This window comes from Roseburia sp. AF02-12 (assembly GCF_003461765.1).
GTDB lineage: Bacteria > Bacillota > Clostridia > Lachnospirales > Lachnospiraceae > Roseburia_C > Roseburia_C amylophila.
On record NZ_QTXS01000001.1, the window covers coordinates 460,932 to 486,148 of the forward strand.

25 protein-coding genes, 1 pseudogene and 1 other annotated feature are annotated in these 25,217 nt (G+C 40.3%); of the genes and pseudogenes, 20 read left to right on the forward strand and 6 right to left on the reverse strand.

Annotated elements, in window-relative coordinates; translation table 11 throughout:
- The first annotated feature begins 142 nt into the window (after nucleotides 1-142).
- The 3 genes from DV740_RS02170 to DV740_RS02180 all read left to right on the forward strand — a co-directional run bounded on the left by DV740_RS02170 (nucleotide 143) and on the right by DV740_RS02180 (nucleotide 2,842).
- Nucleotides 143-958: a hypothetical protein gene (locus DV740_RS02170; protein WP_117840962.1), complete on the forward strand. Its 816-nt coding sequence runs from the start codon at nucleotides 143-145 to the stop codon at nucleotides 956-958.
- Nucleotides 959-1,112: 154 nt separating this feature from the next.
- Entirely contained in the window at nucleotides 1,113-1,478 is a 366-nt protein-coding gene (locus DV740_RS02175; RefSeq protein WP_117697075.1) for a GntR family transcriptional regulator, read from the forward strand.
- A gap of 5 nt (nucleotides 1,479-1,483) precedes the next feature.
- Nucleotides 1,484-2,842, forward strand: coding sequence for a DUF5808 domain-containing protein (locus DV740_RS02180; protein ID WP_158551928.1), 1,359 nt, complete (start codon nucleotides 1,484-1,486; stop codon nucleotides 2,840-2,842).
- Nucleotides 2,843-2,958: 116 nt separating this feature from the next.
- Here DV740_RS02180 and DV740_RS02185 read toward each other — a convergent pair whose 3' ends face one another.
- From DV740_RS02185 to DV740_RS02195, 3 genes are read right to left on the reverse strand one after another with little or no spacing between them, the layout of a single operon-like run.
- Complete coding sequence (locus tag DV740_RS02185) at nucleotides 2,959-3,192, reverse strand: hypothetical protein (RefSeq protein ID WP_118087390.1); 234 nt, start codon at nucleotides 3,190-3,192, stop codon at nucleotides 2,959-2,961.
- Between the two features lie 15 nt (nucleotides 3,193-3,207).
- Nucleotides 3,208-4,398: a sodium/glutamate symporter gene (gene gltS, locus DV740_RS02190; protein ID WP_117697084.1), complete on the reverse strand. Its 1,191-nt coding sequence runs from the start codon at nucleotides 4,396-4,398 to the stop codon at nucleotides 3,208-3,210.
- Nucleotides 4,399-4,409: 11 nt separating this feature from the next.
- On the reverse strand, nucleotides 4,410-5,381 hold the full coding sequence (locus DV740_RS02195) for a TAXI family TRAP transporter solute-binding subunit (RefSeq protein WP_118087391.1): 972 nt from the start codon (nucleotides 5,379-5,381) through the stop codon (nucleotides 4,410-4,412).
- A 177-nt stretch (nucleotides 5,382-5,558) separates the two neighbouring features.
- On the opposite strand from DV740_RS02195, the gene DV740_RS02200 reads away from it, so the two are divergent.
- The 3 genes from DV740_RS02200 (at nucleotide 5,559) to DV740_RS02210 (ending at nucleotide 7,591) form a co-directional block, all read left to right on the forward strand.
- Nucleotides 5,559-5,816, forward strand: coding sequence for a heavy-metal-associated domain-containing protein (locus DV740_RS02200; protein ID WP_117840965.1), 258 nt, complete (start codon nucleotides 5,559-5,561; stop codon nucleotides 5,814-5,816).
- 90 nt (nucleotides 5,817-5,906) lie between these two features.
- Nucleotides 5,907-6,737 carry an undecaprenyl-diphosphate phosphatase gene (locus DV740_RS02205; RefSeq protein WP_118087392.1) on the forward strand — a complete coding sequence of 277 codons (831 nt, stop codon included), beginning with the start codon at nucleotides 5,907-5,909 and terminating at the stop codon, nucleotides 6,735-6,737.
- Nucleotides 6,738-6,838: 101 nt separating this feature from the next.
- A complete protein-coding gene (locus tag DV740_RS02210) occupies nucleotides 6,839-7,591 on the forward strand; it encodes a DUF6033 family protein (protein WP_118087393.1) in 753 nt (250 codons plus the stop codon).
- Between the two features lie 85 nt (nucleotides 7,592-7,676).
- Here DV740_RS02210 and DV740_RS02215 read toward each other — a convergent pair whose 3' ends face one another.
- The gene (locus DV740_RS02215; protein WP_117840968.1) at nucleotides 7,677-8,618 is read right to left on the reverse strand and encodes an AraC family transcriptional regulator; all 942 of its coding nucleotides are present in this window, start codon (nucleotides 8,616-8,618) and stop codon (nucleotides 7,677-7,679) included.
- Nucleotides 8,619-8,912: 294 nt separating this feature from the next.
- Here DV740_RS02215 and DV740_RS02220 point away from each other — a divergent pair, with 294 nt between their 5' ends.
- Entirely contained in the window at nucleotides 8,913-9,221 is a 309-nt protein-coding gene (locus DV740_RS02220; RefSeq protein ID WP_118087394.1) for a hypothetical protein, read from the forward strand.
- 78 nt (nucleotides 9,222-9,299) lie between these two features.
- Nucleotides 9,300-10,997 (forward strand): alpha-glucosidase, encoded by a 1,698-nt coding sequence (locus DV740_RS02225; RefSeq protein WP_118087395.1) that lies wholly within the window; start codon nucleotides 9,300-9,302, stop codon nucleotides 10,995-10,997.
- 16 nt (nucleotides 10,998-11,013) lie between these two features.
- Here the strand turns inward: DV740_RS02225 and DV740_RS02230 are convergent, their stop codons facing one another.
- Complete coding sequence (locus DV740_RS02230) at nucleotides 11,014-11,793, reverse strand: ATP-binding protein (protein ID WP_118087396.1); 780 nt, start codon at nucleotides 11,791-11,793, stop codon at nucleotides 11,014-11,016.
- Nucleotides 11,794-11,879: 86 nt separating this feature from the next.
- On the opposite strand from DV740_RS02230, the gene DV740_RS02235 reads away from it, so the two are divergent.
- The 7 genes and pseudogenes from DV740_RS02235 (at nucleotide 11,880) to DV740_RS02265 (ending at nucleotide 18,433) form a co-directional block, all read left to right on the forward strand.
- Nucleotides 11,880-12,554: a Crp/Fnr family transcriptional regulator gene (locus DV740_RS02235; protein WP_117697103.1), complete on the forward strand. Its 675-nt coding sequence runs from the start codon at nucleotides 11,880-11,882 to the stop codon at nucleotides 12,552-12,554.
- Nucleotides 12,555-12,670: 116 nt separating this feature from the next.
- On the forward strand, nucleotides 12,671-13,654 hold the full coding sequence (pta, locus tag DV740_RS02240; protein ID WP_117697104.1) for a phosphate acetyltransferase: 984 nt from the start codon (nucleotides 12,671-12,673) through the stop codon (nucleotides 13,652-13,654).
- A gap of 25 nt (nucleotides 13,655-13,679) precedes the next feature.
- The gene (locus tag DV740_RS02245) at nucleotides 13,680-14,180 is read left to right on the forward strand and encodes a GreA/GreB family elongation factor (protein ID WP_117697105.1); all 501 of its coding nucleotides are present in this window, start codon (nucleotides 13,680-13,682) and stop codon (nucleotides 14,178-14,180) included.
- A gap of 292 nt (nucleotides 14,181-14,472) precedes the next feature.
- Nucleotides 14,473-15,222, forward strand: a complete 750-nt coding sequence (locus DV740_RS02250) for a DeoR/GlpR family DNA-binding transcription regulator (protein WP_022242619.1) — start codon at nucleotides 14,473-14,475, stop codon at nucleotides 15,220-15,222.
- Nucleotides 15,219-16,133, forward strand: a complete 915-nt coding sequence (gene pfkB, locus DV740_RS02255; RefSeq protein WP_118087397.1) for a 1-phosphofructokinase — start codon at nucleotides 15,219-15,221, stop codon at nucleotides 16,131-16,133. The genes DV740_RS02250 and pfkB overlap by 4 nt, the downstream gene beginning before the upstream one ends.
- Before the next feature lie 18 nt (nucleotides 16,134-16,151).
- A pseudogene (locus DV740_RS02260) lies at nucleotides 16,152-18,064 on the forward strand (PTS fructose transporter subunit IIABC).
- Between the two features lie 111 nt (nucleotides 18,065-18,175).
- On the forward strand, nucleotides 18,176-18,433 hold the full coding sequence (locus DV740_RS02265) for an HPr family phosphocarrier protein (protein WP_117697112.1): 258 nt from the start codon (nucleotides 18,176-18,178) through the stop codon (nucleotides 18,431-18,433).
- 124 nt (nucleotides 18,434-18,557) lie between these two features.
- Here the strand turns inward: DV740_RS02265 and DV740_RS02270 are convergent, their stop codons facing one another.
- On the reverse strand, nucleotides 18,558-20,054 hold the full coding sequence (locus DV740_RS02270) for a hypothetical protein (RefSeq protein ID WP_118087398.1): 1,497 nt from the start codon (nucleotides 20,052-20,054) through the stop codon (nucleotides 18,558-18,560).
- Between the two features lie 187 nt (nucleotides 20,055-20,241).
- Nucleotides 20,242-20,544: a binding site (T-box leader), on the forward strand.
- Between the two features lie 79 nt (nucleotides 20,545-20,623).
- Between DV740_RS02270 and trpE the strand changes: the two genes are divergently transcribed.
- From trpE to trpB, 5 genes are read left to right on the forward strand one after another with little or no spacing between them, the layout of a single operon-like run.
- Nucleotides 20,624-22,030, forward strand: coding sequence for an anthranilate synthase component I (gene trpE, locus DV740_RS02275; RefSeq protein ID WP_117840977.1), 1,407 nt, complete (start codon nucleotides 20,624-20,626; stop codon nucleotides 22,028-22,030).
- Nucleotides 22,027-22,596 carry an anthranilate synthase component II gene (locus DV740_RS02280; protein ID WP_117840978.1) on the forward strand — a complete coding sequence of 190 codons (570 nt, stop codon included), beginning with the start codon at nucleotides 22,027-22,029 and terminating at the stop codon, nucleotides 22,594-22,596. Before trpE ends, DV740_RS02280 begins: the two co-directional genes overlap by 4 nt.
- Nucleotides 22,597-22,599: 3 nt before the next feature.
- A complete protein-coding gene (trpC, locus tag DV740_RS02285; RefSeq protein WP_118087399.1) occupies nucleotides 22,600-23,412 on the forward strand; it encodes an indole-3-glycerol phosphate synthase TrpC in 813 nt (270 codons plus the stop codon).
- A gap of 11 nt (nucleotides 23,413-23,423) precedes the next feature.
- On the forward strand, nucleotides 23,424-24,035 hold the full coding sequence (locus DV740_RS02290; RefSeq protein ID WP_118087400.1) for a phosphoribosylanthranilate isomerase: 612 nt from the start codon (nucleotides 23,424-23,426) through the stop codon (nucleotides 24,033-24,035).
- Nucleotides 24,028-25,215: a tryptophan synthase subunit beta gene (gene trpB / locus DV740_RS02295; RefSeq protein WP_022242610.1), complete on the forward strand. Its 1,188-nt coding sequence runs from the start codon at nucleotides 24,028-24,030 to the stop codon at nucleotides 25,213-25,215. Before DV740_RS02290 ends, trpB begins: the two co-directional genes overlap by 8 nt.
- The last annotated feature ends 2 nt before the right edge of the window (nucleotides 25,216-25,217 follow it).

The following is a 25,217-nucleotide window of genomic DNA, read 5'->3' on the forward strand; positions in this document are numbered from 1 at the left end:
AAATATGAAAATATAAGAGCTATAAAAACTATAAGAGCTGTAAAGAATACAAGAATTGTAAAAGCTATAAGAACTGTAAAGAATACAAGAACTGTAAAGAATATAAGAACTTTAAATCTTATAAAAGAAAGGAATAATGCTTATGAAAAATTGGATACAAAATGAAATAAATGAATTGCAGAAGATACTCAATGATATAAAGCATTTTGAAGAGAAAGCACCAAGTGGTACGCTGAGAATTCATAATAAAAATGGAAAAACGTATTATTACAGGCAGATGAAAGATGAAGAAGGGAAGATGATACAACAATATCTTCCACTAAGAGAAATGAATTTTATTCGTATTCTGGCACAGAAGAGCTATTGCAAAAAGCTTAAGACCAAAGCAGAGAGAAATTTAAAAATACTTCAGCAGGTGGAGGCTGATTATGATATAGGATGGATGAGAGAGATTTATGAGGAGCAGGAATACCAGAGGAAGAAGTTGATCACACCATATCTAAAACCGGAAGAAGTTGTTTTGAAGGAATGGGAAGAGGAAAAATATGAGCAGAATATAGAATATCCGGAGAATTTACGATATGAGACGGAGCATGGGGAACTGGTGCGTTCCAAGTCAGAAGTGCTTATAGCTAATATGCTGCATCAGAAAAAAGACATTCTGCTATATAAGTATGAACGTCCATTAAAGTTAAAAAAGAAAGGAAAAGAGATAGAAATATATCCGGATTTTACAATTTTAAATAAGGAAACCGGGCGGATTCTTTATTGGGAACATGCTGGAATGATGGATAATATATCTTATGTAGGAAATTTTATCCGAAAGCAGAATTTATATATAGAAAATTATCTTATGCCGGGGCGGGATGTTATTTTTACTTATGAATCTTCGGAAAGTCCATTTGATATTTCAGGTGTAAAGAAGATGATACATATGATGATTGATGAAACAGAATAATATGCTGTCAGATTGGATATATGATGTGAATATATTCCTTGCATCTTTGTCTCATTTGTATTATAATTAATAACACAAATGAGACAAAGAAAATTTTAGAAAGAAAATTTTAGAAAGAAAATTTAGAAAGGAAGTTTAGAAAGGAAGTTTTCAGATGGTCATATCGATTGATGAGACAGCGGAAGTGCCGATTTACCAGCAGATTCGTAATCAGATTGTACTGGGAATTTCGGATGGCAGGTTAAAGCCAGGTGAGCAGCTTCCAACGGTCCGGGCTTTGGCAGGAGAGATAGGAATCAATTCTATGACAGTAAATAAGGCATATGCATTATTAAAGCAGGAAGGATATATTTATACCGACCGGCGGAATGGCGCTCATGTGCGGAATGAATTTACTGAGACAAAGGAACTGCAGGAGAAATCCAAAATAATATTACAACAGGTGATTTCCGAGGCAAAGATATGTGGCATAACGCAGGAAGAATTTTTAGCATTATGCAGGAATATGTATAAGGGGTGATGAAGATGTTTCTTAATATTATATTTTTTGCAACATTGTATCCGGTATTATTTATTGTATATGTGGTAATGGCGCTGCAAAGCGGACAGAAGAATGGAAGTATTTTTGGTGTAAATATGAAACCGGAATGGTTCGAAGAGGATGAAGTAAAGGCAATTCAGAAGCGGTTTAAAAGAGAAATGAGATGGTATGGGCTGCTGCTTGCGGTAATTCCTTTTAGCAGTCTTTTGACACCGTATTTTTCCATCCAGATGACGATCTGGCTGGTATGGATGTTTGGAGCAATTATATTACTGATGCTGCCATTGGTCTTTGCCAATAGCCGGCTGAAAGAATGGAAGCGGCAAAAGGGATACTATGAGACACAGTCAACAGAGCGATATGTGGAATTAAAGAATGCGGGAGCCATTCGGTGCATACATTTTTTCCAATTTTTTCTTCCGCTTGCCATAGGCATTATAGGTGCAGCTTTAGCACTGCCGGTTTATAAAATGGTTGGAATATCCTGTCTGATTGGAGCTGCCTGTGGATTCATTTATTTTCTGGTCGCAGTTATTATGGACAGACAGCCGATACAGGTCATCAGTTCAGATAGTGACATTAATATCAATTATAGCAGGGCAAAGAAAAATATCTGGAAAAATTTCTGGCTTTGCTGTATCTGGATGAATACCATATTGATATTATTTCTTCTGGCAATTTCATTCGTAGATAAGAAGGTAGAAAGCATAATGCTTATTGCCATGATAGTGTATGCAGTTCTCCTGCTGGTGATATGCATTCCGGTATTTATCAGACTGGGAAAAGTGGAAAAGGCTTATGCAGGCAAACATGATTTAAGCAACGGAACAGAAGATGATAGAAACTGGATAGGCGGTGTTCTTTATTATAATCCTAATGATCCGCATACGATGGTAGATAAAAAAGTCGGCATTGGAACAACTGTAAATATGGCGTCAAAAGCTGGAAAAGCAACAATGCTATTTACAGCACTGGTATTTCTTACTATTCCAATTTTATGTGCCTGGGTGATTGCAGAAGAGTTTACACCGATTCATCTGGAAATAGAAAATGGCAATCTTTGTGCAGAGCATATCCGCACCGATTATGAGCTTCCGCTGGATACCATAGAAGAGGTGGAAATGGTGACAGAACTTCCGCGCAGGTCTAAGATAAATGGAACAGGAATGGATAATCTTGAGAAAGGAACATTTAAGATTTATGAGCAGGGAGAATGTCAGGAGTTTTTAAATCCGCAGAATAAGAAATTTCTGCATTTTTCGGCAAATGGAAAACAATATTATATGAGCGGAGTGGATGATGTACAGACAGAAGAAATTTATAAGGAAATTCTGAGCAGATAGAAAGAGATTGAAAATAGAAAATTGAAAAAATAGGAAAGATTGAAAACGGCCGGCAGGAAAAACACATAAGAAAGGAATGTGTTTTTCCTGCCGGCGGTCTGTATTCAAAAGTGAAATTAGTTTTTCTTTCGTATATGAATTTCCGGAATCGCAACATTATCAAAGCTGACACTGGAAGTCTGTTCATCGGAAGATTCAGATGGAAAGGCAGCAGTGGTATTTTCTGCTGTATCCGGAGTGGAATATGTCTTGTGCACCTCTGGAATGGCAACATTATCATAAGTCAGATCATAATTTTTCTTTTCACGTTCTTTTCTTGCATTCTTGATTTTATTTTTAAAATGAAACATAAGGTGCTCCTTTATTTACAAAATATTAATAAAAAATGTAATTACAAGGCTGTTGATGAAATCGGCAAACAGACTTCCCACCAGTGGAATCAGAAGGTATGCTTTGACGGATGGAACATAGCGGTCGCAGAGAGCCTGCATATTTGCCATGGCATTTGGTGTGGCACCCATACCGAATCCGCAGGTACCTGCAACAAGGACTGCTGCATCATAATCCCGCCCCATAATATTGAACTCAATAAAGTAAGTAAATACAGCAATCAGAATGACTTGTGAGCTTAATAAAATGATAAGCGGAAGTGCCAGAGAAGCCAGTTCCCATAATTTTAAAGTAATCATAGCCATACCAAGAAATAATGACAGGGAAATACCACCCAGGTCATTAATTTCTCCCATATGGATCGTGGCATTGCCATGGGAGTATTCCACAATATTACGAATCAGTGCGGCTGCTAACATGGCACCAATATAAATTGGAAAAGTCAGTCCTGTTTTTGTCAGAAAATAGGAGAAAATAGTACCAAGTCCAATGGCAAGGATAAGCTGGAAAACAGCGGAAGCATACATGTTGGTATGGCGTTCGTGTTTTTTCTCATCTTCCACTAAGAGGCTGTCATCTTCGGAAGCAACAGTAGAGAGAAGATTTTTCTTTTCTACCAGGCGTTTTCCTAAAGGACCGCCAATCAGGCTTCCTGTAATCAGACCGAAGGTAGCAGCAGCGGTACAGATGGTAGTGGCACCATGGATATTGAAATCCTCCAGTACCGGTCCAAAAGCACCTGCTGTACCATGTCCGCCCACCATTGGAATGGAACCAGTACACATACCGATTAATGGATTTAATCCTAATAGTTTGGATAATCCAACGGCAAGAAAGTTCTGGGTAATAATAAGGGTAATGACCAGTCCTAAAAATACTGCCATGGATTTCCCACCACTTTTTAAGACTTTTAAGTTAGCCTGAAATCCTACGGAAGTAAAGAAGAATACCATACATACTTCCCGCAGGGTATCATCAAAGGAAAATTCTGCAACTCCGGTACTGTAACAGATACAGGTGAAAATCGCAAAGAGCAGACCGCCGATAACGGGTGCCGGAATACAGAATTTTTCCAGAAAATGTATTCTTTTTCGTAAAAAACTTCCCAGCATGAGTACCAGCACAGCAACAGCTAAGGTCTGGTACATATCTAAATGTATATTCATAGTGTTCCTTTCTAGTTTGGTGTATTGCTTTCGGAAGAAAGCGTAATGCCCTGTTTCTCATAATAGGCAACAGCACCCGGATGGAATGGAATCGGTATGCCATCAGTAGCATAAGTTTCATCTAATTGCAGGTTTAAAGAAGTTGCATACTGTAAATCCTTCGCATGGGAAAAAAGCCATTTCGTTAAGTGTTCTACTGTATCAGTAGAGAGCTTGTCGGAAGCAAGGAGAACCGCTTTGACACCAAGGGTATGGATATCTTCCGTCTGTCCGGTGTAAGTATTGGCAGGAATGGTATATTCACTATAGGATGGATAAGCAGACAGCAATTTATTCCTGCATTTCTCATCAATATCCAAAAGACGGATATCACATTCTTTGGCTAATTCTTCGATTACAGTTGTCTGGATACCGGCAGTACAGAAAAATGCATCGATTTTTCCATTGATAAGCTGGTCAGCAGCATCGGTATAATCGAGGTTTACTGTTTTCACCAGCTCAGTGGTAAGTCCGCTCATGGTCAGAATCTGGTTAGCGTTCTGCTCAGTACCGGAATCCTCCGCACCGATGCTGACGATTTTGCCCTGTAAATCATCCAGCGTCTGAATATTGGAGTCTGCACGGACGACAATCTGACAGGCTTCCGTATAAAGCCCGGCAATAGCGGAATATCCCTGACAAGGATCTCCCTCAAAAATTCCACTGCCTTCATAGGCGGAGGCAATCAGGTCAGACTGGGCTAATCCAAGTTCGATATATCCACCGGAGAGCAGCCTTAGATTGGCAGCAGAGCCTGCGGTTGTCTTAACTTCAAACTGATAGGTATCATCCTCCGAGGAGGCAAGTCCGGTAAAGGTATTGGCAAAGGTATAGTAGATTCCACCTATGTCAGCGGCACCAAAGCGGATGGTTTTCTGATAACCACTGCATCCACTCACAAAAAGCAGTGCAAGACATAGAAGAAGACGGAATGGTTTCTTCATATATAAAATCCTTTCTTTTTAAAATTTAATCCCAAAGAAATATTTTACAATAATTTTTTCAGAAAAGGAAGAGCGAAAATAGTGGCAAAGTGGTGAGAAAAAATATCGTTAATTCTATATTTTTTTAGAAAAAAAGAGATTATAATGTGATGGAAGGAAATGAAGGAGGAAGGATTTATGCAGAAAATAACAGTAAAAGTAGATGGTATGCAGTGTGGAATGTGTGAGGCACATGTAAATGATGCAGTGCGGGCAGCGTTTCCGGTAAAGAAAGTAACTTCATCCCACAGTAAAAAAGAGACCGTAATTATTACCGATACTGATATTCCGGAGGAAAAAATCAAGGAAGTGATTAAAAACAGTGGATATGATGCGTTAGAAGTAACAAAAGAACCATATGAGAAGAAGGGATTATTTTCAGCATTCCGCAAATAAACAGAATATCTTAAGAAAAATAATATATATATTATCAGCATAGTATGTTAAAATGAGAAATCGGAAATAATAGGAAAAGAGGACAACGAAATGTTATTGGATTTTGTAGAAATGCTGAAGGTTATTTTTCTTGGAATTGTAGAAGGAATTACAGAATGGCTTCCAATCAGCAGCACAGGACATATGCTTTTAGTGGATGAATTTATCAGGCTTGATATGACAGATTCATTCAAAGAGATGTTTTTCGTGGTGATACAGTTGGGAGCTATTCTTGCGGTAGTGTTTTTGTTCTGGAAGAAAATGTTCCCGTTTCAGTTTAAAGACAAGACACAGCCGGTCATCCAGAAAGATATTTTTTCTTTATGGTTTAAGGTTGTAGCTGCCTGCATACCGGGAGCTGTGGTAACGCTTTTGTTTGATGATTATGTGGATGCACATTTTCATACACCGCTTGTGATTGCTGCTGCATTGATTTTCTATGGTTTTGCGTTTATTCTGATTGAAAACTGGAATAAAAAGCGGAAAGTAAGGGTGGAAAGCTTAAATGATATTACTTATCAGACAGCATTTATTATCGGATTGTTTCAGGTACTTGCAATTATTCCGGGAACCTCCCGTTCCGGTGCAACCATTATCGGAGCACTTTTAATCGGAGTATCCCGTGTGGCTGCAGCAGAGTTTACATTTTTCCTGGCTGTGCCGGTTATGTTTGGCTGGAGCCTGATCAAACTTATTAAGTTCGGCTTTGCGTTTTCTGCTCAGGAACTTTGTGCCTTAGGCTTAGGCTGCGTGGTAGCATTTGCGGTATCTGTAGTAGTCATCCGTTTCCTGATGGGCTATATCAAAAAACACGATTTTAAAGTATTTGGCTGGTACCGGATTATTCTTGGAGCCATTGTTTTAGGCTATTTTGCACTATAGGAACCGCTTAAGAAAATGAGAGATTCTTCCGATATAAAGAATGGAACAGATTGTTTTAAGCAAAAGGATTTGCTTATAGATATTTTCAAGGAGGAATTTTTATGAACACAAACGCAGTAAATCAGGTGGCAGAAAACGTTTCTGGTTATACGGAATCGGAAAAGAGCAGCAAAGTCTCCGGAAAAACCATTGGAGAGCCAAAGCTTTCGGATAAGGCGAAAGAGTATTATGAGAAGCTGAAAAAGAAATTTAGCACGATGGATTTCATTCTGGTATCCAAGGATATGAAAGAGACAGCAAAAGCCAATGCAGGACAGTATGCCAATGCCAACAAAATGGTGGTTCTAATTGATGAAGAGAAGATTGAGCGGATGGCAGAAGATGAGTCTTACCGGAAACAGTACGAGGGAATCATAGCCAATGCATCCAGTCAGCTTGCAACCATGCAGAGTCGGTTTGCTAATGGACAGAGTGGTGTGAAGGCATATGGCATTCAGGTAAATGATGGCGGCAATGCATCATTTTTTGCAGTTGTAGATAAGTCTTTGTCTCTTCAGAAGAAACGTATCGAAAAGAAACAGGAAGAAAACCGTGCAGAACGTAAGAAAGCTCAGAAGGAAGCTTATGAGAAACGAATGAATAAGGAGGATGAAGATACATCTTCCGTTAAGAAATCGGACAAGACTGACAGCATGGATAAAACTGGTAAGAGTGAAGATCTTGTAACGGTTACTGCTGGTTCGTTGGAAGAACTGGAAAAGAAAATCCAGGATATGTTATATGACAGCATGAGCGATTATGTATTTACACCACAGGAAAAACAGGTTGGCTGGAATGTAGATTTTCGTGGATAATTAATAAAAGGCAGGATACAATATGGAAAAGAACCCCTATATATTGCACTCCGGGCAGCCCTGACTTTCTTAATCCACTGGGAAATCAAAGTGGAGAAAAAGGACTGCCTGGAGTAGAGGTACGATTCGTATGCTGACGTTCCGGAAGGGAATGGATAAACTGGCGTGGTGTCATGCCATAGCGTTTTTTAAATTCCCGGTAGAAGTAGGAAAGGCTGCTGAAACCGGCAGTCATGGCGGCATCTGTAATGGAAAGCTCCTGCTGTTCTAAGAGGTCGGCAGCCTTTTGCAGGCGCAGGCTCTTGATATAATCTAAGCATGACATTCCGACATATTTCTTAAAAAAGCGCATGAAATGGTATTCGCTGAAATAGCAGGAGGATGCCAGGCTTTCAATAGAAATATTTTCGGTATAATGTAATCCGATATATTCTAAGACACCCTTAATCTTCTGGGTATGTTCGCTTTGAAGCTGTGGCTGCTCAGAACTTTTGCTGCAGTACGGAAGTAGAAGGGTAAGAAGCTTTAACAGCAGGGATTTTAACATCAGTTCATATCCCGGCTGGGCAGCGGAATAACAGCTGCTGATTTCATAGAACAATGCGAGGGCATCCGGGTAGACCGGGTGCTCTTTTACTATATGAAAAGGGGGAATCAGCTGCTGCTTGGCAAGGGGCATCAGATATCGCATGGCACAGATATCTGCAGAGGATGCACCAAGGAAATCAAGGTGAAAGACATATGTTTCCGAATGCATATGCCCGGCAGGTAATATGGCAATGGAATGCAGAGCCAGTGGAGGAATGAAAACGAAATCTCCAGGCATAGCCTGAAAGCTTTCAAGGTCAACCTGATACGTACAGACACCGCTGGTAATCAGGGTAAATTCAGCCTCTTCATGCCAGTGTGGCGTAACAATGGGATACCGTTCCTGCAACGTAGTAAGATATTTCTTTAATGGAAAAATTCGTTCGCCATGAACGGCCTTTTCTTTTTGTTCCAGAGGGAGTTGTTTTTTATCTTTCATGGGAATCTCCTTTTAATGTTGCTTATTTAAACAGCATTTATCCTGATTTTTTATACAAACAAAATGAAAGAAATGGAATTTTGGATGCAGACGATGGAAGGTAGGTCTGATGCAAAACAGTGCATTTCTAAAATACATTTTTTCTTTCTATGATAAAAACAGTCTTTCCAATGTTTGACAAGATATCTGTACCGTTCGCCGAAGTATGGATGCATGATAAGGATTGTTAGGCGCACTTAGAATTTCATACAGCAATAGCCAACGCTGGCACAGGGACGTGCCGGCGAGGCGCATATGAACATGGATGTGAATTTGCGCCGGTTGGCAGATAAAATAATATTAATACTGAAATTCTTAGTGCGCCTTACTATCTTTATGCAGCATCCACACTCGACAGACGGTGCAGATATCCTCGTCAAAGCAAGCGGAAAGACAGTTTATAATCAAGAAAAAATGTATCTAAGAAATGCTGCTATTTTGTATCCTATAACCTACCTTCCACCGTCTGCATCTGAAATCCATAATCATATCGTTTATTTTGTTTTACATAAAAGAGCAGGATTGTGCAATAAAAACGCAAATATCACGGAAGAAACTTCCTAAAACTTCGTATATAATAACAGTATCATACAAAGAACGAAGTGTAAATACAGGAATAATGGAAATATGGAGGATGAGAACATGAAGAAAAAATGGTGGCATGACAAGGTGGCATATCAGATTTATCCAAAGAGCTTTCAGGACAGCAACGGAGATGGAATCGGTGATTTGAGAGGAATCATATCCAGACTGGATTATTTAAAGGAACTGGGTATCGATATCGTATGGCTTTCACCGATTTATAAATCCCCATTTGTAGACCAGGGATATGATATTTCAGATTATTATAATATTGCTGAAGAATTCGGAACCATGGAAGAGTTTGATGAGCTGCTTGCGGAAGCAAAGAAACGTGATATGTATATCGTAATGGATCTGGTGGTAAATCATTGCTCCGACCAGCATGAGTGGTTCCGGAAAGCACTGGCAGACCCGGATGGAGAGTATGCAGATTATTTCTATTTTGTGAAAGGAAAAGATGGCAAGGCTCCAAGTAATTACCGTTCCTATTTTGGCGGAAGTACCTGGGAGAAGGTGCCAAACAGTGATAAATACTATCTTCATATGTTCGCCAAAGAGCAGCCGGATTTAAACTGGGAGAATCCGGTAGTACGTCAGAAAATCTATGAAATGGTGAACTGGTGGTTAGACAAAGGCGTGGCAGGATTCCGTATAGATGCAATTATCAATATCAAGAAAGATATTAACTTCCCGTCCTTTGAGCCGGATGGACCGGACGGACTTGTAACCTGCATCAGGATGGTAGAAGAGGTAAATGGAGTAGGAGATTTTCTCGAAGAATTAAAACATGAGACTTTTGAAAAGTATGATGCCTTTACAGTAGGAGAAGTCTTTAATATGAAGGAAGATGAACTCTTGGAATTTATCGGAGAGGATGGACATTTCTCTACGATGTTTGATTTCAGCGCCCATGTGCTTACTTTTGGTGAGCATGGCTGGTACGACCAGAAACCATTACGTTTTGAGGAATGGCGGAAAGTAATTTTCGATTCCCAGCAGGAATTACAGGGAAAATGCTTTAAGGCAAACATTATTGAAAATCATGATGAACCAAGAGGAGCAACTCATTATCTGCCGGAGCATGCCAGAAATGATGCAGGAAAGAAGATGCTTGGAACCGTATCCGTTCTTTTGCGTGGAATTCCATTTATCTATCAGGGACAGGAAATCGGGATGACCAACTGCAAACGAAATGATATTTCAGAATATGATGACATCAGCACCATCGACCAGTATCAGGAGGCGTTGCGTGCAGGACTCAGTGAAGAAGAAGCCTTGAAATGCTGCTATGAGAACAGCCGTGATAATGCCAGAACACCAATGCAGTGGTCCGATGGAAAAAATGGCGGATTTACAGATGGAACTCCATGGCTTGCCATGAATCCGAATTACATGGAAATCAACGTAGCAGCCCAGGAACATAAGGCAGATTCTGTATTGGCTTATTATAGGAAATTAATTGCACTGCGTAAGGCAAAAGAATACAAAGATACTTTCACTTATGGTATTTTTAAACCAAAATATGAAAATGTAGATGACATATTTGCTTTTGAACGGGTAAATGAAGAAAGCGGTCAGAAGCTTTTGATTCTTGCAAATTTTGGAACAGAAGAGCATACCATCACATTAGAGCAAAGAATTGCAAAGGTATTGTTAACCAATGAAGGCCGCCAGGAAGCAATCAATGCTGAGGCAGCCTTAAATGGTACAATTACATTAGACAGCTGTGAAACCGTTGTCTTAGAATTAGAAAAGTAAGATTTGTGGAAGCAATTTATTCCATAATCTTGCCATCAACAGAGATGGTAACAACCTGCCATGGAATCATTTTCCCGCTTTGCTTTAAGGCATTCTGGACAGCCATTACAATGCCGCCGCAGCACGGAACCTCCATGCGCACAATACTGATATCTCTGATATTGTTATTGCGGATAATTTCAGTAAGCTTTTCACTGTAATCCACATCATCCAGTTTGGGACATCCAATCAGGGTGATGTGGTTTTTTATGAATTTTTCATGGAAATTGCCATAGGCAAAAGCTGTACAGTCTGCAGCAATCAGCAGTCTTGCATTGTCAAAATACGGAGCATTTGTAGGTGCTAATTTAATCTGAACCGGCCACTGGGTAAGCTGGCTTTCCGGTGCGTTTCCTGCTGTGACTGCGTTGGATGCAGTACTGGATGCGGTATTAGAGCCTGCAGAAGTATTTTCCGTGTTTTTACGCTGCATGGAGCGCATCCGGCTGCCCGGACATCCGCTGAAAACCGGAGCTGCGTGATTGGCTGAAACTGCAGGTTTTACCGAAGCCGCTTCACGGTTCTTTAAGTGCTCTTTTACAGCGGCTTCGTCATAAGCTGCGGCTTCCCTCTGTACAAAGGTAATAGCACCGGTAGGACATGCCGGAAGACAGTCACCTAACCCATCGCAGTAATCCTCTCTTAAAAGCTGGGCTTTTCCATCGACCATGCCGATGGCACCTTCGTGGCAGGCGGATGCACATAAACCGCATCCATTACATTTTTCTTTATCAATATGAATTATTTTACGAATCATTTTAGATTCCTCCTCGTTGATTTTGTATAGTCAGTATACTATAATAGCAATAAATAATCGGTTGGAAAAACAACGGAGGTTATAAAATGAAAAAATTTCCTGTAGAAATGAAAAATTCACCTTTTTTTGAAGGAATTGAGGAAACAGAAGAGGAGAAAGTCTTAAAGGGATTAGATGCCCATGAGATGACTTATGATAAAGAAAATTATATTCTGCACTGTGGAGAGCAGGTAAAAGAAATGGGGCTGCTGGTTTCTGGCGGACTTTTGATTGTGCAGGAGGATTTCTGGGGAAACCGGAATCTGGTTGCAAAAATAGAACCGGGGGATGTTTTTGCAGAGACTTTTGCCTGTATGCAGAGGCGGAATATTAATGTAAGTGTGATTGCAGAAGAGGCAGCAAATGTGCTGTGGCTGAACGTTCGGAATATATTGGATGCAGATGGAGAAACGGAAGGCTGGAAGCTGGTTCTGCTTCGGAATTTATTAGAGAATATGGCAGAAAAGAATCTTCGCTTTAATGAAAAATTAACCCATATGGGAAAACGCAATACCAGGGAAAAGTTATTGTCCTATCTGTCAGCAGAGGCACAGAAGCATGGAACATCAGAGTTTGATATTCCATTTTCCAGACAGCAGTTAGCAGATTATCTTTCTGTGGAACGGAGTGCGATGTCAACGGAACTTGGAAAATTAAGAGATGAGGGACGGCTTTCTTTCCGGAAGAATCATTTTTGCCTGAACAGAGATGCATATTTATAATAGAAGAAAATGCACTTTTGAGAAATTGTATTGAATTCAAAACTTGATTTTTATTTAAAAGAGGGTACAATAATATGCAGTTAAAATAATATATAGAGAGCAGAGGAGAGAAAGATATGTTTGGTTTTGGTCAACTGATTGATATTTTAAAGAAAAGCCCAAAGAAAATTGTGTTTACAGAGGGAAATGACCCAAGAATTTTAGAGGCAGCATCCCGCCTGCTGGCAAGTAATTTCTTAAGTCCGATTCTGGTTGGAAATGAAGCTGAGATTCAGAAAGCAGCAGAGGAGAGCGGATTTAATATTCGCGGAGCCAAAATTATCGATCCATTACATTTTGAAAAATTTGATGAAATGGTTACCATGTTCTGTGATTTAAGAAAGAGCAAAGGCGTAACACCGGAGCAGGCAAAAGGAATTCTTTCTCAGGCTAATTATTTCGGAACCATGTTAGTAAAAATGGGATATGCTGATGCACTGTTAGGTGGAGCAACCTATTCTACAGCAGATACTGTTCGTCCGGCATTACAGTTAATTAAGACAAAACCGGGTAACAGCATTGTATCATCCTGCTTTATTCTGGTACGTCCTTCTGCAACCGGCGAGAATGAAGTACTGGCAATGGCTGACTGTGCAATCAACATTCATCCGACAGAAGATGAACTGGTTGAAATTGCCGGAGAAGCAGCAGAGTGTGCAAAGATATTCGGTGTAGATCCAAAGGTGGCATTCTTAAGCTATTCTACATTAGGCTCCGGAAAGGGCGAGGATGTAGATAAGATGCGTAATGCTGCAAACAAGACAAGAGAAAAATATCCGGAGCTTCCAATCGAGGGAGAGCTTCAGTTTGATGCAGCCGTATCTCCAAGAGTTGCACGTACCAAATGTCCGGAATCCAAAGTGGCAGGACATGCAAATACATTTATTTTCCCGGATATCAATGCAGGAAATATTGGATATAAGATTGCGCAGCGTCTTGGTAACTTTGATGCATATGGCCCGATTCTTCTTGGATTAAATGCACCAATCAATGACTTATCCCGTGGATGTAATGCATCAGAAGTATATTCCATGGCAATTATTACAGCTGCATTAGCGTAAGCTGTTAGAATGAAAAGGTGACGGTATGCATAACGAATTAACACAAAGTGATATCAAGAAGATGGAAGAAGAAATTGAATATCGGAAATTAGTGGTACGAAAGAATGCAATCCGTGCTGTACAGGAAGCAAGAGAACAGGGTGACTTAAGTGAAAACTTCGAGTATTATGCCGCCAAGAAAGATAAGAATAAAAACGAAAGCAGAATTCGTTATTTAGAGCGCATGATTCGTACTGCAGTCGTGGTATCAGATGACTCTAAGGAAGACGAGGCAGGTATCAATAATACGGTGACGGTTTATGTTGAAGAAGATGATATGGAAGAATCCTTCAAATTGGTGACTACCATGCGTGGAAATTCGCTGAAAGGATTAATCAGTATCGAATCTCCTATGGGGAAAGCAGTGCTTGGCCATAAGGTAGGAGACCGTGTCAGTGTGAAGGTAAATGACGATTACAGTTATGATGTTATAATCCGTAAAATTGAAAATACCGGAGAAGAGAACGAGAAAATCCGAAGCTTCTAAAAGATAATAAGAATAAGAACCGGAAAACGGTTTAAAAAGGCGAGAAGAGGTCTGTAAAAGGTGATGCTTTTGCAGGCTTCTTTTTTTACTTTACAGGAAATTGCTTTCCTGTAAAGTAAAAAAAGCTCCGCGAGGATGTACCAAGGTGTATCCTGTTTTGTATATTTTGCACAAATTGTGAAATGGATTTTTGTGAATGAAAATGACGGAATATGATTGACTATGACGGTTTTTGAACGTATAATAAAACCATAGAAAGCAGAAAATAGAAAAAAGGAATGGGAGGGATGATATGCTGACAGAGGAAAGATATGGAAAAATCCTTTCCCTGCTGGAAGAACAGGGCAGTGTTAAAGTAACTGAGCTGATGCAGCTTTTCGATGCTTCCGAGTCAACAGTACGAAGAGATTTGAATACTTTAGACGAAAATGGAAAGCTTTTGAAGGTTCATGGCGGTGCAATTTTAAGAGGAACAGTTTTTCATACACAGGATGATGATGTGCCACTTCGAAGAAACATGCATCGTGATGAGAAGGCAGCTATAGCGAAGTATGCAGCATCCTTAATTACAGCAGATGATTTTATTTATCTGGATGCAGGAACTACAACAGACTGCATGATTGATTTTATGGATGTGAAGCCATCCTGTGTGGTAACCAACGCAGTAGCCCATGCAAAACGGCTCTCTGAACTGGGATGTGAGGTTTATATCATCGGCGGAGAGTTCAAGGCATCCACAGAAGCTGTGGTAGGTGCTGAGGCAGTGGAGTCCTTGGATAAATATAACTTTACAAAAGGCTTCTTCGGAACCAATGGAATTAATGTAGAAAAAGGATATACCACACCGGATGTGAAAGAGGCTATGGTAAAGAAGAAAGCAATGGCAAATTGCAGACAGTGTTATATCCTGGGAGATAAGAGTAAATTTGCACAGATATCCAGTGTGACATTTGCACCATTTGCTTCAGCAGATGTGATTACAACAGGTCTTACCTTAGAATCTTATCGGAAGTATAAAAATATAAAGGAGGTGGAAGAATGATTTATACCGTAACGTTTAATCCGTCACTGGATTATGTTGTGGATGTAAAAACCTTCAAAACCGGTCAGGTAAATCGGACGGAACAGGAGAAAATGTTTCCGGGAGGAAAGGGAATCAACGTATCCATCGTATTGAATCATCTGGGATTAAAGAGTACCGCATGGGGCTTCTTAGCAGGCTTTACCGGAGAAGAAATCAGCAAACGCCTGGATGAAGAGGGGGTAAATACCGATTTCATTCAGGTAGAGAAAGGAATATCCAGAATTAATGTGAAGCTTCGTTCCACAGAAGAGACAGAAATCAATGGCCAGGGGCCGATGATCCGCAGCACAGATATCGAGAAGCTTTATGCCAAATTAGATACCTTAAAAACCGGAGATGTGCTGGTACTGGCAGGAAGCATACCGGATGTTATGCCTCAGTCCATATATATGGATATCATGAAATACCTGGAAGGAAAGGATGTCATGATTGCTGTAGATGCAACCAGAGAACTTCTGGCAAATGTACTTCCGCTTCATCCATTCCTGATTAAACCGAATAATCATGAATTAGGACAGTTATTTGGTGTGACAATCAGCAGCAAAGAGGATGTAAAGAAATACGCAGCGAAGCTGCAGGAGCAGGGTGCAAGAAATGTACTTGTTTCCATGGCAGGTGACGGGGCTGTGCTTTTGACAGAAGAGGGAAAAGCTTTTGAGAGCGAAGCTCCGAAGGGTAAAGTAAAGAATTCCGTAGGAGCAGGAGACTCCATGGTGGCAGGTTTTCTGGCAGGATATTTAAAGAATAAGGATTATGCGCAGGCGTATAAGATGGGAATCTGTACCGGAAGTGCCAGTGCATTTTCAGAAGAACTTGCAACGAAAGAAGAAGTAGAACAATTATTAAAGAATCATGCATTTCCATTTTAAGAAGAAGGAGGAAGGTATATGAGAATCAGAGATTTGCTGGCACCGGAAAGCATTCAGTTGAATGGCTCAGCAACCGGAAAGGAAGATGTATTAAACCAGATGGTTTCCCTGATGGTAAAGAGTGGAAAAATTACAGATGAAGAGAATTACCGGAAAGGAGTCTTTGCAAGAGAGGAAGAGAGTACCACAGGAATTGGAGAGGGCATTGCAATTCCTCATTGCAAATCAGCAGCCGTAAAGAAACCGGGATTAAGTGCAATGGTATTAAAGGATGGGGTAGATTTTGATGCCTTAGATGGAGAGAAAGTTCATTTAATATTCTTAATTGCAGCACCGGATACAGAAGATAATGTACATCTTGATGTATTAAGCCGTCTGTCTGTTCTTCTGATGGATGAGAATTTCACCAACGGATTAAAACAGGCAGCTTCGGTAGAGGAATTCTTAAAAGTCATTGATGAAGCAGAGTCTGAGAAGGAAGAAAAGGAAGAACAGAAGGAAGCAGAAATAAAGGAACCGGAAGAAAATCAGAAAAAGATTCTTGCAGTAACCGGATGTCCGACTGGAATTGCCCATACATACATGGCAGCAGAAAGTCTGGAAAAGAAGGCAGCAGAATTAGGCTGCTTTATTAAGGTGGAAACAAGAGGCTCCGGCGGAGCAAAAAATGTGCTTACTGCAAAAGAAATTGAAGAAGCAGACTGCATTATTGTTGCAGCCGATACCAAAGTCCCGATGGATCGTTTTGCCGGAAAACCGGTTATCATCTGTCAGGTTTCCGATGGAATCAGTAAAGCAGATAAATTAATACAGCGCGCTATGGCAAAGGATGCACCAATTTATAAAGGCAGCGGGGAAGCATCAGAAAATGAAAGCATGGGCGGAGAAAGCTTTGGACACAAAGTTTACAAGCATCTGATGAACGGTGTTTCCCATATGCTTCCATTTGTTGTCGGTGGTGGTATTATGATTGCCATTGCATTCTTAATCGACAGCTTTGGTGTAGACCTTGCATCACTTCCTACGGATGAGCGTGCTAATTTTGGTACAATTCTTCCGGCAGCAGCATTCTTTAAGTCCATTGGAGGACTGGCATTTGGCTTTATGCTTCCTGTACTGGCTGGCTATATTGCCATGAGTATTGCAGACCGTCCTGGACTGGTAGTAGGTTTCGTTGGAGGAGCAATTGCAGCAAATGGAAAATCAGGTTTCCTTGGAGCCTTAGTAGCCGGATTTGCTGCAGGTCTTATCATCCAGTTATTAAAGAAAATCTTTGACAAACTGCCAAAAGGTCTGGATGGATTGAAACCGGTTCTACTGTATCCGCTGCTTGGTGTATTGTTAATAGGTGCATTGATGACCTTTATCATCGAACCGCCGGTTGGAGCATTAAATACTGCAATTAATACCGGACTGGCACATATGAATGGCGTAAGCTCTGTATTACTGGGAGCATTGGTAGCAGGAATGATGGCTGTGGATATGGGCGGCCCTGTAAATAAAAAGCAGCATATGTATTTGGAACTGCATCCATTGCCGCTGGAAACTATAATATTATGGCAGCCGTTATGATTGGCGGTATGGTACCACCAATTGCCATTGCACTTGGAACCTTATTTTTCAAAAATAAATTTACAGCAGAAGAAAGAAAAGCCGGACCGACAAACTTTATTATGGGATTATCCTTTATTACAGAAGGTGCAATACCGTTTGCAGCAGCGGATCCGCTGCGCGTGATTCCAGCCTGTGTGGTAGGTTCTGCAATTGCAGGAGCAATGTCTATGGCATTTAACTGTACACTGATGGCACCACATGGTGGAATCTTCGTATTCTTAGTAATGGGTAATGCAATCTGGTATCTATTATCACTGATTGCAGGTTCAGCAGTATCTTGTCTGCTTTTGGGATTGTTAAAAAAGAAGATTGTATGATATAATAAGTGATGTACTCACGAATAGTGAGCATAAGCGAGTCAACATACTTGCAAATTAAAACTATGGTATAAAAAACGGGAAAAAATATAACTTTTTAGGAGGAAGAACATGAAGGAATTTACTTACACAATCACAGATGAGCAGGGAATCCATGCAAGACCGGCAGGATTACTGGTAAAGGAAGCTGCAGGATTTGCAAGTGCAATTACCATTGAAAAGGATGGTAAGAAAGTAGATGCAAAGAGAATCCTTGGCGTTATGGGGCTGGGTGCTAAGAAAGGTGCAGAAATCACACTTCGTGCTGAAGGTGAAGATGAAGATGCAGCAATTGAAAAATTAAGTGCATTCTTACAGGAGAATCTGTAAAGCCAGGAAGAATATTTAAGCTGAAGTGCATTTCGGAAAAGGTGTTCACAGCGATGAAAAGGGACCTGTCACTTATGATAAGTGGCAGGTCCTTTTATGATGATTTGTATTATTTTAAAATTCCTTAGTTATTTGAGATAAATGTTAATTCATCAGAGGAATAGAATGTCTCATAAGAATCATAATCACGTACTTCAAATTTAATAGAAGCATTGGTTACATCATCAATAGATGTAATATCATCATTTGCTTCAATTGACATAAAGGTACCGGTTCCAGGAAGAAGATATCCATATCCGTAATCATCCTGCATAAAGTCATTGATTGAGAAATCATCGGATTCAGCAACACAGGTTTTATCTGTAGTGTTCTCAATATAGAATACAAATACAAGTGTATCATCCCAACCGGTTGTTGTGCCGACATAATATGCATTGATGCCATTAGAGGAATCTAATGCAACTGCACCCGGAACAGAGGAAATAGAGAATGGGGTATAGGAATCGGAAAGATTGATATCCTGTACAACACCATCATCAATCAAAGTATCATAAGTATCAGAATCATAGAAGCTTACCTGAAGTTTAATATTATCAATGCTGTCAAAACCGGTTAAAGTGAAATCATCAGTAGAAATGCTAAGTTCTTCGTTGCTTTTTTTGCCGGCAGCGACGTCACCTGAAATATAACCATACATGGTTACACCATTGATTGCACAATAATCAACATTGATTCCAAGGTCGTTAGAAGTATTGTTTTCAACAGTAACTTTAATTTCCGGAATTACAGAATCATCATAGTAGCTGTATACAATACTGGTAGCTGTAATGGTAACATCATTAGCTGAGTATAATACAACATTATCTAAAGGAACTTCTTTGTCATCGCCATAGCTGTAATCACTGTAATCACTGTCATCATAGTCATCACTATCATCTGAATCGGAATCAAAATCAAAGTCATCAAGATCAGATGTGATACCACTGTTGTCAAAAAGTTCTTTTCCAGCTTTGCTTAAGGTTTTAGAAACATTGATAACTGCATATACAATAACACCGATAGAAAAGATGGTTGCCAGAATGGAAATGATTAATCCGGCAATTGCTGCACCACGAAGGTCACGGTTCTTACCCATTCCAAGAATGGAAAGAATGATAGCAGCGATACCAAGAATGATTCCGATAATTGGAACAAACCATCCGAAAGGTAAAGCTGCGATACCAAGAATCAGACCAAGGACACCAAAAACACAGGATTTTTTCGGCGCATCACCGTTGATATTGTAGGAAGGTGCTGCATTGTAGCTGTTTCCATTATAGGTGTTTCCATTGTTAAATGCCTGCTGTCCGTAATCTGGCTGATTGTAAGCCGACTGATTATAAGCGTTCTGATTAAAGCTGTTTGGATTATAATCGGTCTGGTTGAATGCCTGCTGCTGATTTGTATTTGGTGCATCATAGGTCTGAGGACCATTTTCCGGCTGGTTGTACGTCTGCTGCTCAGGAGCCGGTTGACCATAGTTCATCTGAGCATTGTTGTCTGGGTTTGGAGTTCCGGCAGGTTCATTTCCGGAAAAACCATTTGGATTGTCGTTTACATTTTCTCCATTTAAATTATACATAACTTTCTCCTTTTCATATATTACGTGAATGGTTATACTCTATTAAGGTATCATATTAAAGTCAGCTTGACAATGTTTTTCTTTTTTTTTGTATGATTTTGCAAAAAAGATAGAAAAAATTTTATAAAAATACATTGACATCATCGCTTTACAGTGATAAACTAAGCCCAATTAATGAACTGAATAAATAAAATCAGTGAGCAAAAGTAGTACGGTAAATGATTTCTTTACAGAGAGCCGGCGTTGGTGGAAGCCGGTAAGATAGTTTATTCGGAATGGATTTGTCAGATGCAAAGTGAACAATAGTAGCGGATGCCGTTTTCCCACGTTACAGGGACGAGGATATCGAAGGAGACTTCTGTATCCAAGAGGTTATGTTTGAATTAGTGGCGGATATTTTCTAATTGAAAATATCCGCTTTTTTAATTACTTGCAGGTAAAAAGCAGACATAGCGAAGATGGGTGGCACCACGCGATAAGCGTCCCTGACTGGAAAAGAACATTTTCCAGTCAGGGACTTTTTCTTTGCACGAGCAGCATTTATAAAGCCGGTTTATAGGAGGATGATTATGGTAAGAAACAGAAAAGTATTCAAAAAAACAGTGAGCATTGTCAATGAAAAATCAACAGACATGTACGAAAGTCTGGTAGGAGATAAAAAAGGCTTCCTGTTAGAAAGTTACGATAAGAATTATGACCGCTATACTTTCTTTGGCATGGAGCCGGAAGAAATTGTAACATCAAGAGGAAATGCACTGGTGATTACAAAAGCAGATGGCACAGAGAAAGTAAGAGAAGGAAATCCGCTGGAGCGTCTGAAAGAATATTACAGTGAATTTCATATCGAAAAAGAAGATGAAGAGCTGTCCTTCTCCGGTGGACTGGTTGGAAATCTTGGATATGATTTCGTAAGATATTCTGAAGTGCTTCCGGACAATAACCCGGATGAAATCGGAATCGAAACCATACAGATGATGTTGATGACTTCTTTCCTTATGGTAGACCATGTAGCAGAAACACTGACTGCTGTAGTATTAGAAGAGCCTTCGGAAGAAGGAAGAGAGCAGGCAATGGAAAAGGCAGGACAAATGATAAAGAAAGCCATGGAGAAGAAGGAATGCAAACGGAACTTCTACCACGATGGAAAAATTATTAAGAAGTCAGACAGTATCGAAGAATATGGCGAAAAGGTAGAGAAAATCAAACATTATATCAGAGAAGGCCATGTGTTCCAGACCGTATTGTCACAGCGCTGGACGATTGAAACCAGACAGACCGGTTTTGAATTATATAAGGAATTAAGAGAATTAAATCCTTCTCCATATCTTTATTATTTTAATTATGGAACCTTTGAAGTAATCGGAAGTTCACCGGAGATGATTGTAAAGAAGCAGGGAAATAAAGTGTTCACCTGTCCGATTGCAGGAACCCGGAAGAGAGGAAAAGATGAAGCAGAAGACAAACGGCTACGGGATGAACTACTTTCCGATGAAAAAGAGCGGGCAGAACATGTTATGTTAGTAGACCTTGCAAGAAATGATATGGGAAGAATCAGTGAATTTGGAACCGTAAAGGTAACACAGTTTATGGAAGTACAGAATTATTCCCATGTAATGCATATTGTTTCCCAGGTAGAGGGACGCAAGAAAGGAGAATCCCATCCATTAGATTTGGTGGCATCCTTCCTTCCGGCAGGAACCTTAAGCGGAGCACCAAAGATTCGAGCCATGGAAATCATTGATGAATTAGAAAGTGTACGAAGAGGCTTATATGGTGGAGCAACCGGATATATTGATTTCGGTGGAGACATGGATTTCTGTATTACAATCCGGACCATGGTAAAGAAAGGAAATGAGGTATACCTTCAGGCAGGAGCCGGAATCGTAGCAGATTCCGTACCGGAAAATGAATATTATGAATGCTGCAATAAAGTAATGGCATTGGCAAAGACTTTGGTTGAGGAGGAGAACTTATGATACTGCTGATTGATAACTACGATTCATTTACCTATAACCTGTATCAGTATATAGGAACTTTTACGAAGGACATTATCGTAAAACGGAATGACAAGATTACAATAGAAGAAATCCGCACCATAAACCCGGAACGCATCATTCTTTCTCCGGGACCAAAAGCACCGAAGGATGCCGGCATCTGTATGGATGTGGTGAAGGAATTTTATAAGACAATTCCAATCCTTGGCATCTGCTTAGGACATCAGTGTATCGGGGAAGCCTTTGGCGGCGTAGTGAGCTATGCAAAGGAATTATATCATGGAAAACAGTCCCTGATTGCCCATGACGGCACAGGAATCTTTCAGGGAATTGAAAGCCCGATTCAGGTGGCAAGATATCATTCCCTGGCTGTTCAGAAAGATAGTCTTCCGGAGTGCCTTGTGGTAACGGCGGAGACAGAGGATGGAGAAATCATGGCAATGCGCCATAAAGATTATCCGGTAGCTGGATTACAGTTCCATCCGGAATCCATTTATACACAGCATGGAAAGCGTATGATAGAGAATTTCTTGAATGGGAGGATATAGAACATGATATTAGATGAAATTGTTGCAGATAAAAGAGAGCAGCTATTTCGTGATAAGCAGAAAACAGATCTGACCGTGATGCGGACTTTGGCAGAAGAGAAGTTAAGGGAAGAAGCAGCAAAGAAAGAAAAGGTAAGAAGCTTTTATCAGAATCTTGCCAAAGATGGACTTTCCATTATCGGAGAATTTAAAAATGCATCCCCAAGCCTTGGAAAGATAGAAAGCAGGATTACATTGGAAGAGCGGATGGAAGATTATACCGCTTCTGTGGATGCGGTATCCTGCCTGACAGAAGAGAAGCATTTCCTTGGAAATACTGATTATTTCCGGAAAGTAAGAAATCTGACTCCGCTTCCAATGTTACGGAAAGATTTTATGATTGAAGAATATCAGTTTTATGAAGCAAAAGCCATTGATGCAGATGCGGTATTACTGATAGCAGCAATCTTAGATGACAAGGAAATGTATGACTTTTATCAGCTTGCAAAGGAATTAAAGTTAGATGTACTGGTGGAAACCCATGATGAATGGGAAATGGAACGGGCATTGAAGCTGGATGCAGACATCATTGGAATCAACAACCGTAATCTTAAAGATTTTACCATTTCGCTGGAACGAACCAAAACACTTTCTAAGATGGTGCCAAAGGATAAACTCTTAATCGCAGAAAGCGGAATTGTAAGAGATGATGATGTGGCATATCTTGCAGATTGCGGTGTCAGCGGATTCTTAATCGGAAGAGCATTTATGGAACATGAAAATCCCAAGGCGCTGGCAGCCCGCTGGAAACAGGTTTATAAGGAAGCCGCAAAGTAAGGAGAAATGGCATGACAAAGATTAAGATTTGTGGCATCACAAGAGAATCTGAGACAGAAGTGCTGAACCGGATGCAGGTAGATTATGCAGGCTTTGTATTCTTTGAAAAAAGCAAACGAAACGTTTCGATAGAGCAGGCAAAAGAAATTAAGAAACATTTGAAGCCTTCTATTAAAACTGTGGCAGTTACTGTAAATCCGGCACTGGATTTGATAGATGAAATCATAGAAGCAGGTTTTGATATTCTGCAGATTCATAAGATGCAGGAATTCCATGAAAATCTTAAAATTACGGTCTGGGTAGCATATCAGGTGCGAAACAGGGAAGAAGCGGAAGAAATAAATGTTCCGGATGGTATTTCCGGCATTTTATTAGACGCACCGGAATATGGCAGTGGAAAGACTTTTTCCTGGCAGGATTTTCCGATGAAAAAAAGAAGGGAATGGCAGGAAAGAAGGATACCATTTATTTTAGCCGGCGGCTTAAGCAGTGAAAATGTAGAAGAAGGTATCCGGTTATTTGAACCTGATATAGTAGATGTCAGTTCTTCGGTAGAAGGAGAACATGGAAAAGATTATAAAAAAGTAGAAGCATTTGTAAGAAAGGTGAGAGAACATGAATAAGAAGAGTTATTATGGAGCATTTGGTGGACAGTATGTAGCAGAATCATTGATGAATACTTTAAAAGAGTTGGATGATGCTTTTGAAAAGTATACAAAGGATGAAGAATTTTTAAAGGAAGTGGACTATTATCTGAAACAATATGTAGGAAGAGAGACACCACTTTATTTTGCCAGCCGTCTGAGTGAGGCATATGGAACAAAGATTTATTTAAAAAGAGAGGATTTAAACCATACCGGAGCCCATAAGATTAACAACGTAATCGGTCAGATTCTTCTGGCAAAGAGAATGGGAAAAACCAAGGTAATCGCAGAAACCGGAGCCGGTCAGCATGGTGTGGCAACTGCAACCGGAGCAGCTCTTTTTAATATGGAATGTACCGTATATATGGGAGCGGAGGATATGAAACGTCAGTCGCTGAATGTAATGCGTATGGAAATGCTGGGAGCTAAAGTAGTGCCGGTTACATCCGGAAGTAATACCTTAAAGGATGCTACCAATGAGGCAATTCGTACCTGGGCAAAAACCGCAGAGGATACCTTTTATGTAATCGGTTCCGCTGTTGGACCGTATCCTTATCCGAAGATGGTAAAATATTTCCAGAGCGTCATCAGCAAAGAAGCAAAGAAACAGATTTTAGAGCAGGAAGGAAGACTGCCGGATGTGGTTATGGCATGTGTTGGCGGAGGTTCTAATTCTATCGGAATGTTTGCAGATTTTATTGAAGAAAAGGATGTAAAACTGATTGGTGTAGAAGCTGCCGGAAAGGGAATTGAGACAGGGGAGCATGCCAGTGCCATGGCATTGGGCGAGCCTGGCGTATTACATGGTATGCGTTCCTATTTATTACAGGATGAGGATGGAAATGTGCAGCTTGCCCATTCCATTTCCGCAGGACTGGATTATCCGGGGGTTGGACCGGAGCATGCCTATCTTAAGGACAGCGGCAGAGCAGAATATGTTGCAATCAAGGATGATGAAGCCATGGATGCATTAATGGAGCTTTGTAAATTAGAGGGTATCATACCGGCAATCGAAAGTGCCCATGCAGTGGCATATGCAAAGAAGCAGGCGAAGAAAATGAAGCCGGATGATATTATGGTGGTTTGCCTTTCCGGAAGAGGCGACAAGGATGTAAATACAATTGCAGATTATCTTGCAGGAAAGGGTTATTTAAACTAGGA

Bases quoted from the DNA above. Each gene is read 5' to 3' on its own strand.
- DV740_RS02170 (WP_117840962.1), top strand. From the start codon at position 143: ATGAAAAATTGGATACAAAATGAAATAAATGAATTGCAGAAGATACTC.
- DV740_RS02175 (WP_117697075.1), top strand. From the start codon at position 1,113: ATGGTCATATCGATTGATGAGACAGCGGAAGTGCCGATTTACCAGCAG.
- DV740_RS02180 (WP_158551928.1), top strand. From the start codon at position 1,484: ATGTTTCTTAATATTATATTTTTTGCAACATTGTATCCGGTATTATTT.
- DV740_RS02185 (WP_118087390.1), bottom strand. From the start codon at position 3,192: ATGTTTCATTTTAAAAATAAAATCAAGAATGCAAGAAAAGAACGTGAA.
- gltS (WP_117697084.1), bottom strand. From the start codon at position 4,398: ATGAATATACATTTAGATATGTACCAGACCTTAGCTGTTGCTGTGCTG.
- DV740_RS02195 (WP_118087391.1), bottom strand. From the start codon at position 5,381: ATGAAGAAACCATTCCGTCTTCTTCTATGTCTTGCACTGCTTTTTGTG.
- DV740_RS02200 (WP_117840965.1), top strand. From the start codon at position 5,559: ATGCAGAAAATAACAGTAAAAGTAGATGGTATGCAGTGTGGAATGTGT.
- DV740_RS02205 (WP_118087392.1), top strand. From the start codon at position 5,907: ATGTTATTGGATTTTGTAGAAATGCTGAAGGTTATTTTTCTTGGAATT.
- DV740_RS02210 (WP_118087393.1), top strand. From the start codon at position 6,839: ATGAACACAAACGCAGTAAATCAGGTGGCAGAAAACGTTTCTGGTTAT.
- DV740_RS02215 (WP_117840968.1), bottom strand. From the start codon at position 8,618: ATGAAAGATAAAAAACAACTCCCTCTGGAACAAAAAGAAAAGGCCGTT.
- DV740_RS02220 (WP_118087394.1), top strand. From the start codon at position 8,913: ATGAACATGGATGTGAATTTGCGCCGGTTGGCAGATAAAATAATATTA.
- DV740_RS02225 (WP_118087395.1), top strand. From the start codon at position 9,300: ATGAAGAAAAAATGGTGGCATGACAAGGTGGCATATCAGATTTATCCA.
- DV740_RS02230 (WP_118087396.1), bottom strand. From the start codon at position 11,793: ATGATTCGTAAAATAATTCATATTGATAAAGAAAAATGTAATGGATGC.
- DV740_RS02235 (WP_117697103.1), top strand. From the start codon at position 11,880: ATGAAAAAATTTCCTGTAGAAATGAAAAATTCACCTTTTTTTGAAGGA.
- pta (WP_117697104.1), top strand. From the start codon at position 12,671: ATGTTTGGTTTTGGTCAACTGATTGATATTTTAAAGAAAAGCCCAAAG.
- DV740_RS02245 (WP_117697105.1), top strand. From the start codon at position 13,680: ATGCATAACGAATTAACACAAAGTGATATCAAGAAGATGGAAGAAGAA.
- DV740_RS02250 (WP_022242619.1), top strand. From the start codon at position 14,473: ATGCTGACAGAGGAAAGATATGGAAAAATCCTTTCCCTGCTGGAAGAA.
- pfkB (WP_118087397.1), top strand. From the start codon at position 15,219: ATGATTTATACCGTAACGTTTAATCCGTCACTGGATTATGTTGTGGAT.
- DV740_RS02265 (WP_117697112.1), top strand. From the start codon at position 18,176: ATGAAGGAATTTACTTACACAATCACAGATGAGCAGGGAATCCATGCA.
- DV740_RS02270 (WP_118087398.1), bottom strand. From the start codon at position 20,054: ATGTATAATTTAAATGGAGAAAATGTAAACGACAATCCAAATGGTTTT.
- trpE (WP_117840977.1), top strand. From the start codon at position 20,624: ATGGTAAGAAACAGAAAAGTATTCAAAAAAACAGTGAGCATTGTCAAT.
- DV740_RS02280 (WP_117840978.1), top strand. From the start codon at position 22,027: ATGATACTGCTGATTGATAACTACGATTCATTTACCTATAACCTGTAT.
- trpC (WP_118087399.1), top strand. From the start codon at position 22,600: ATGATATTAGATGAAATTGTTGCAGATAAAAGAGAGCAGCTATTTCGT.
- DV740_RS02290 (WP_118087400.1), top strand. From the start codon at position 23,424: ATGACAAAGATTAAGATTTGTGGCATCACAAGAGAATCTGAGACAGAA.
- trpB (WP_022242610.1), top strand. From the start codon at position 24,028: ATGAATAAGAAGAGTTATTATGGAGCATTTGGTGGACAGTATGTAGCA.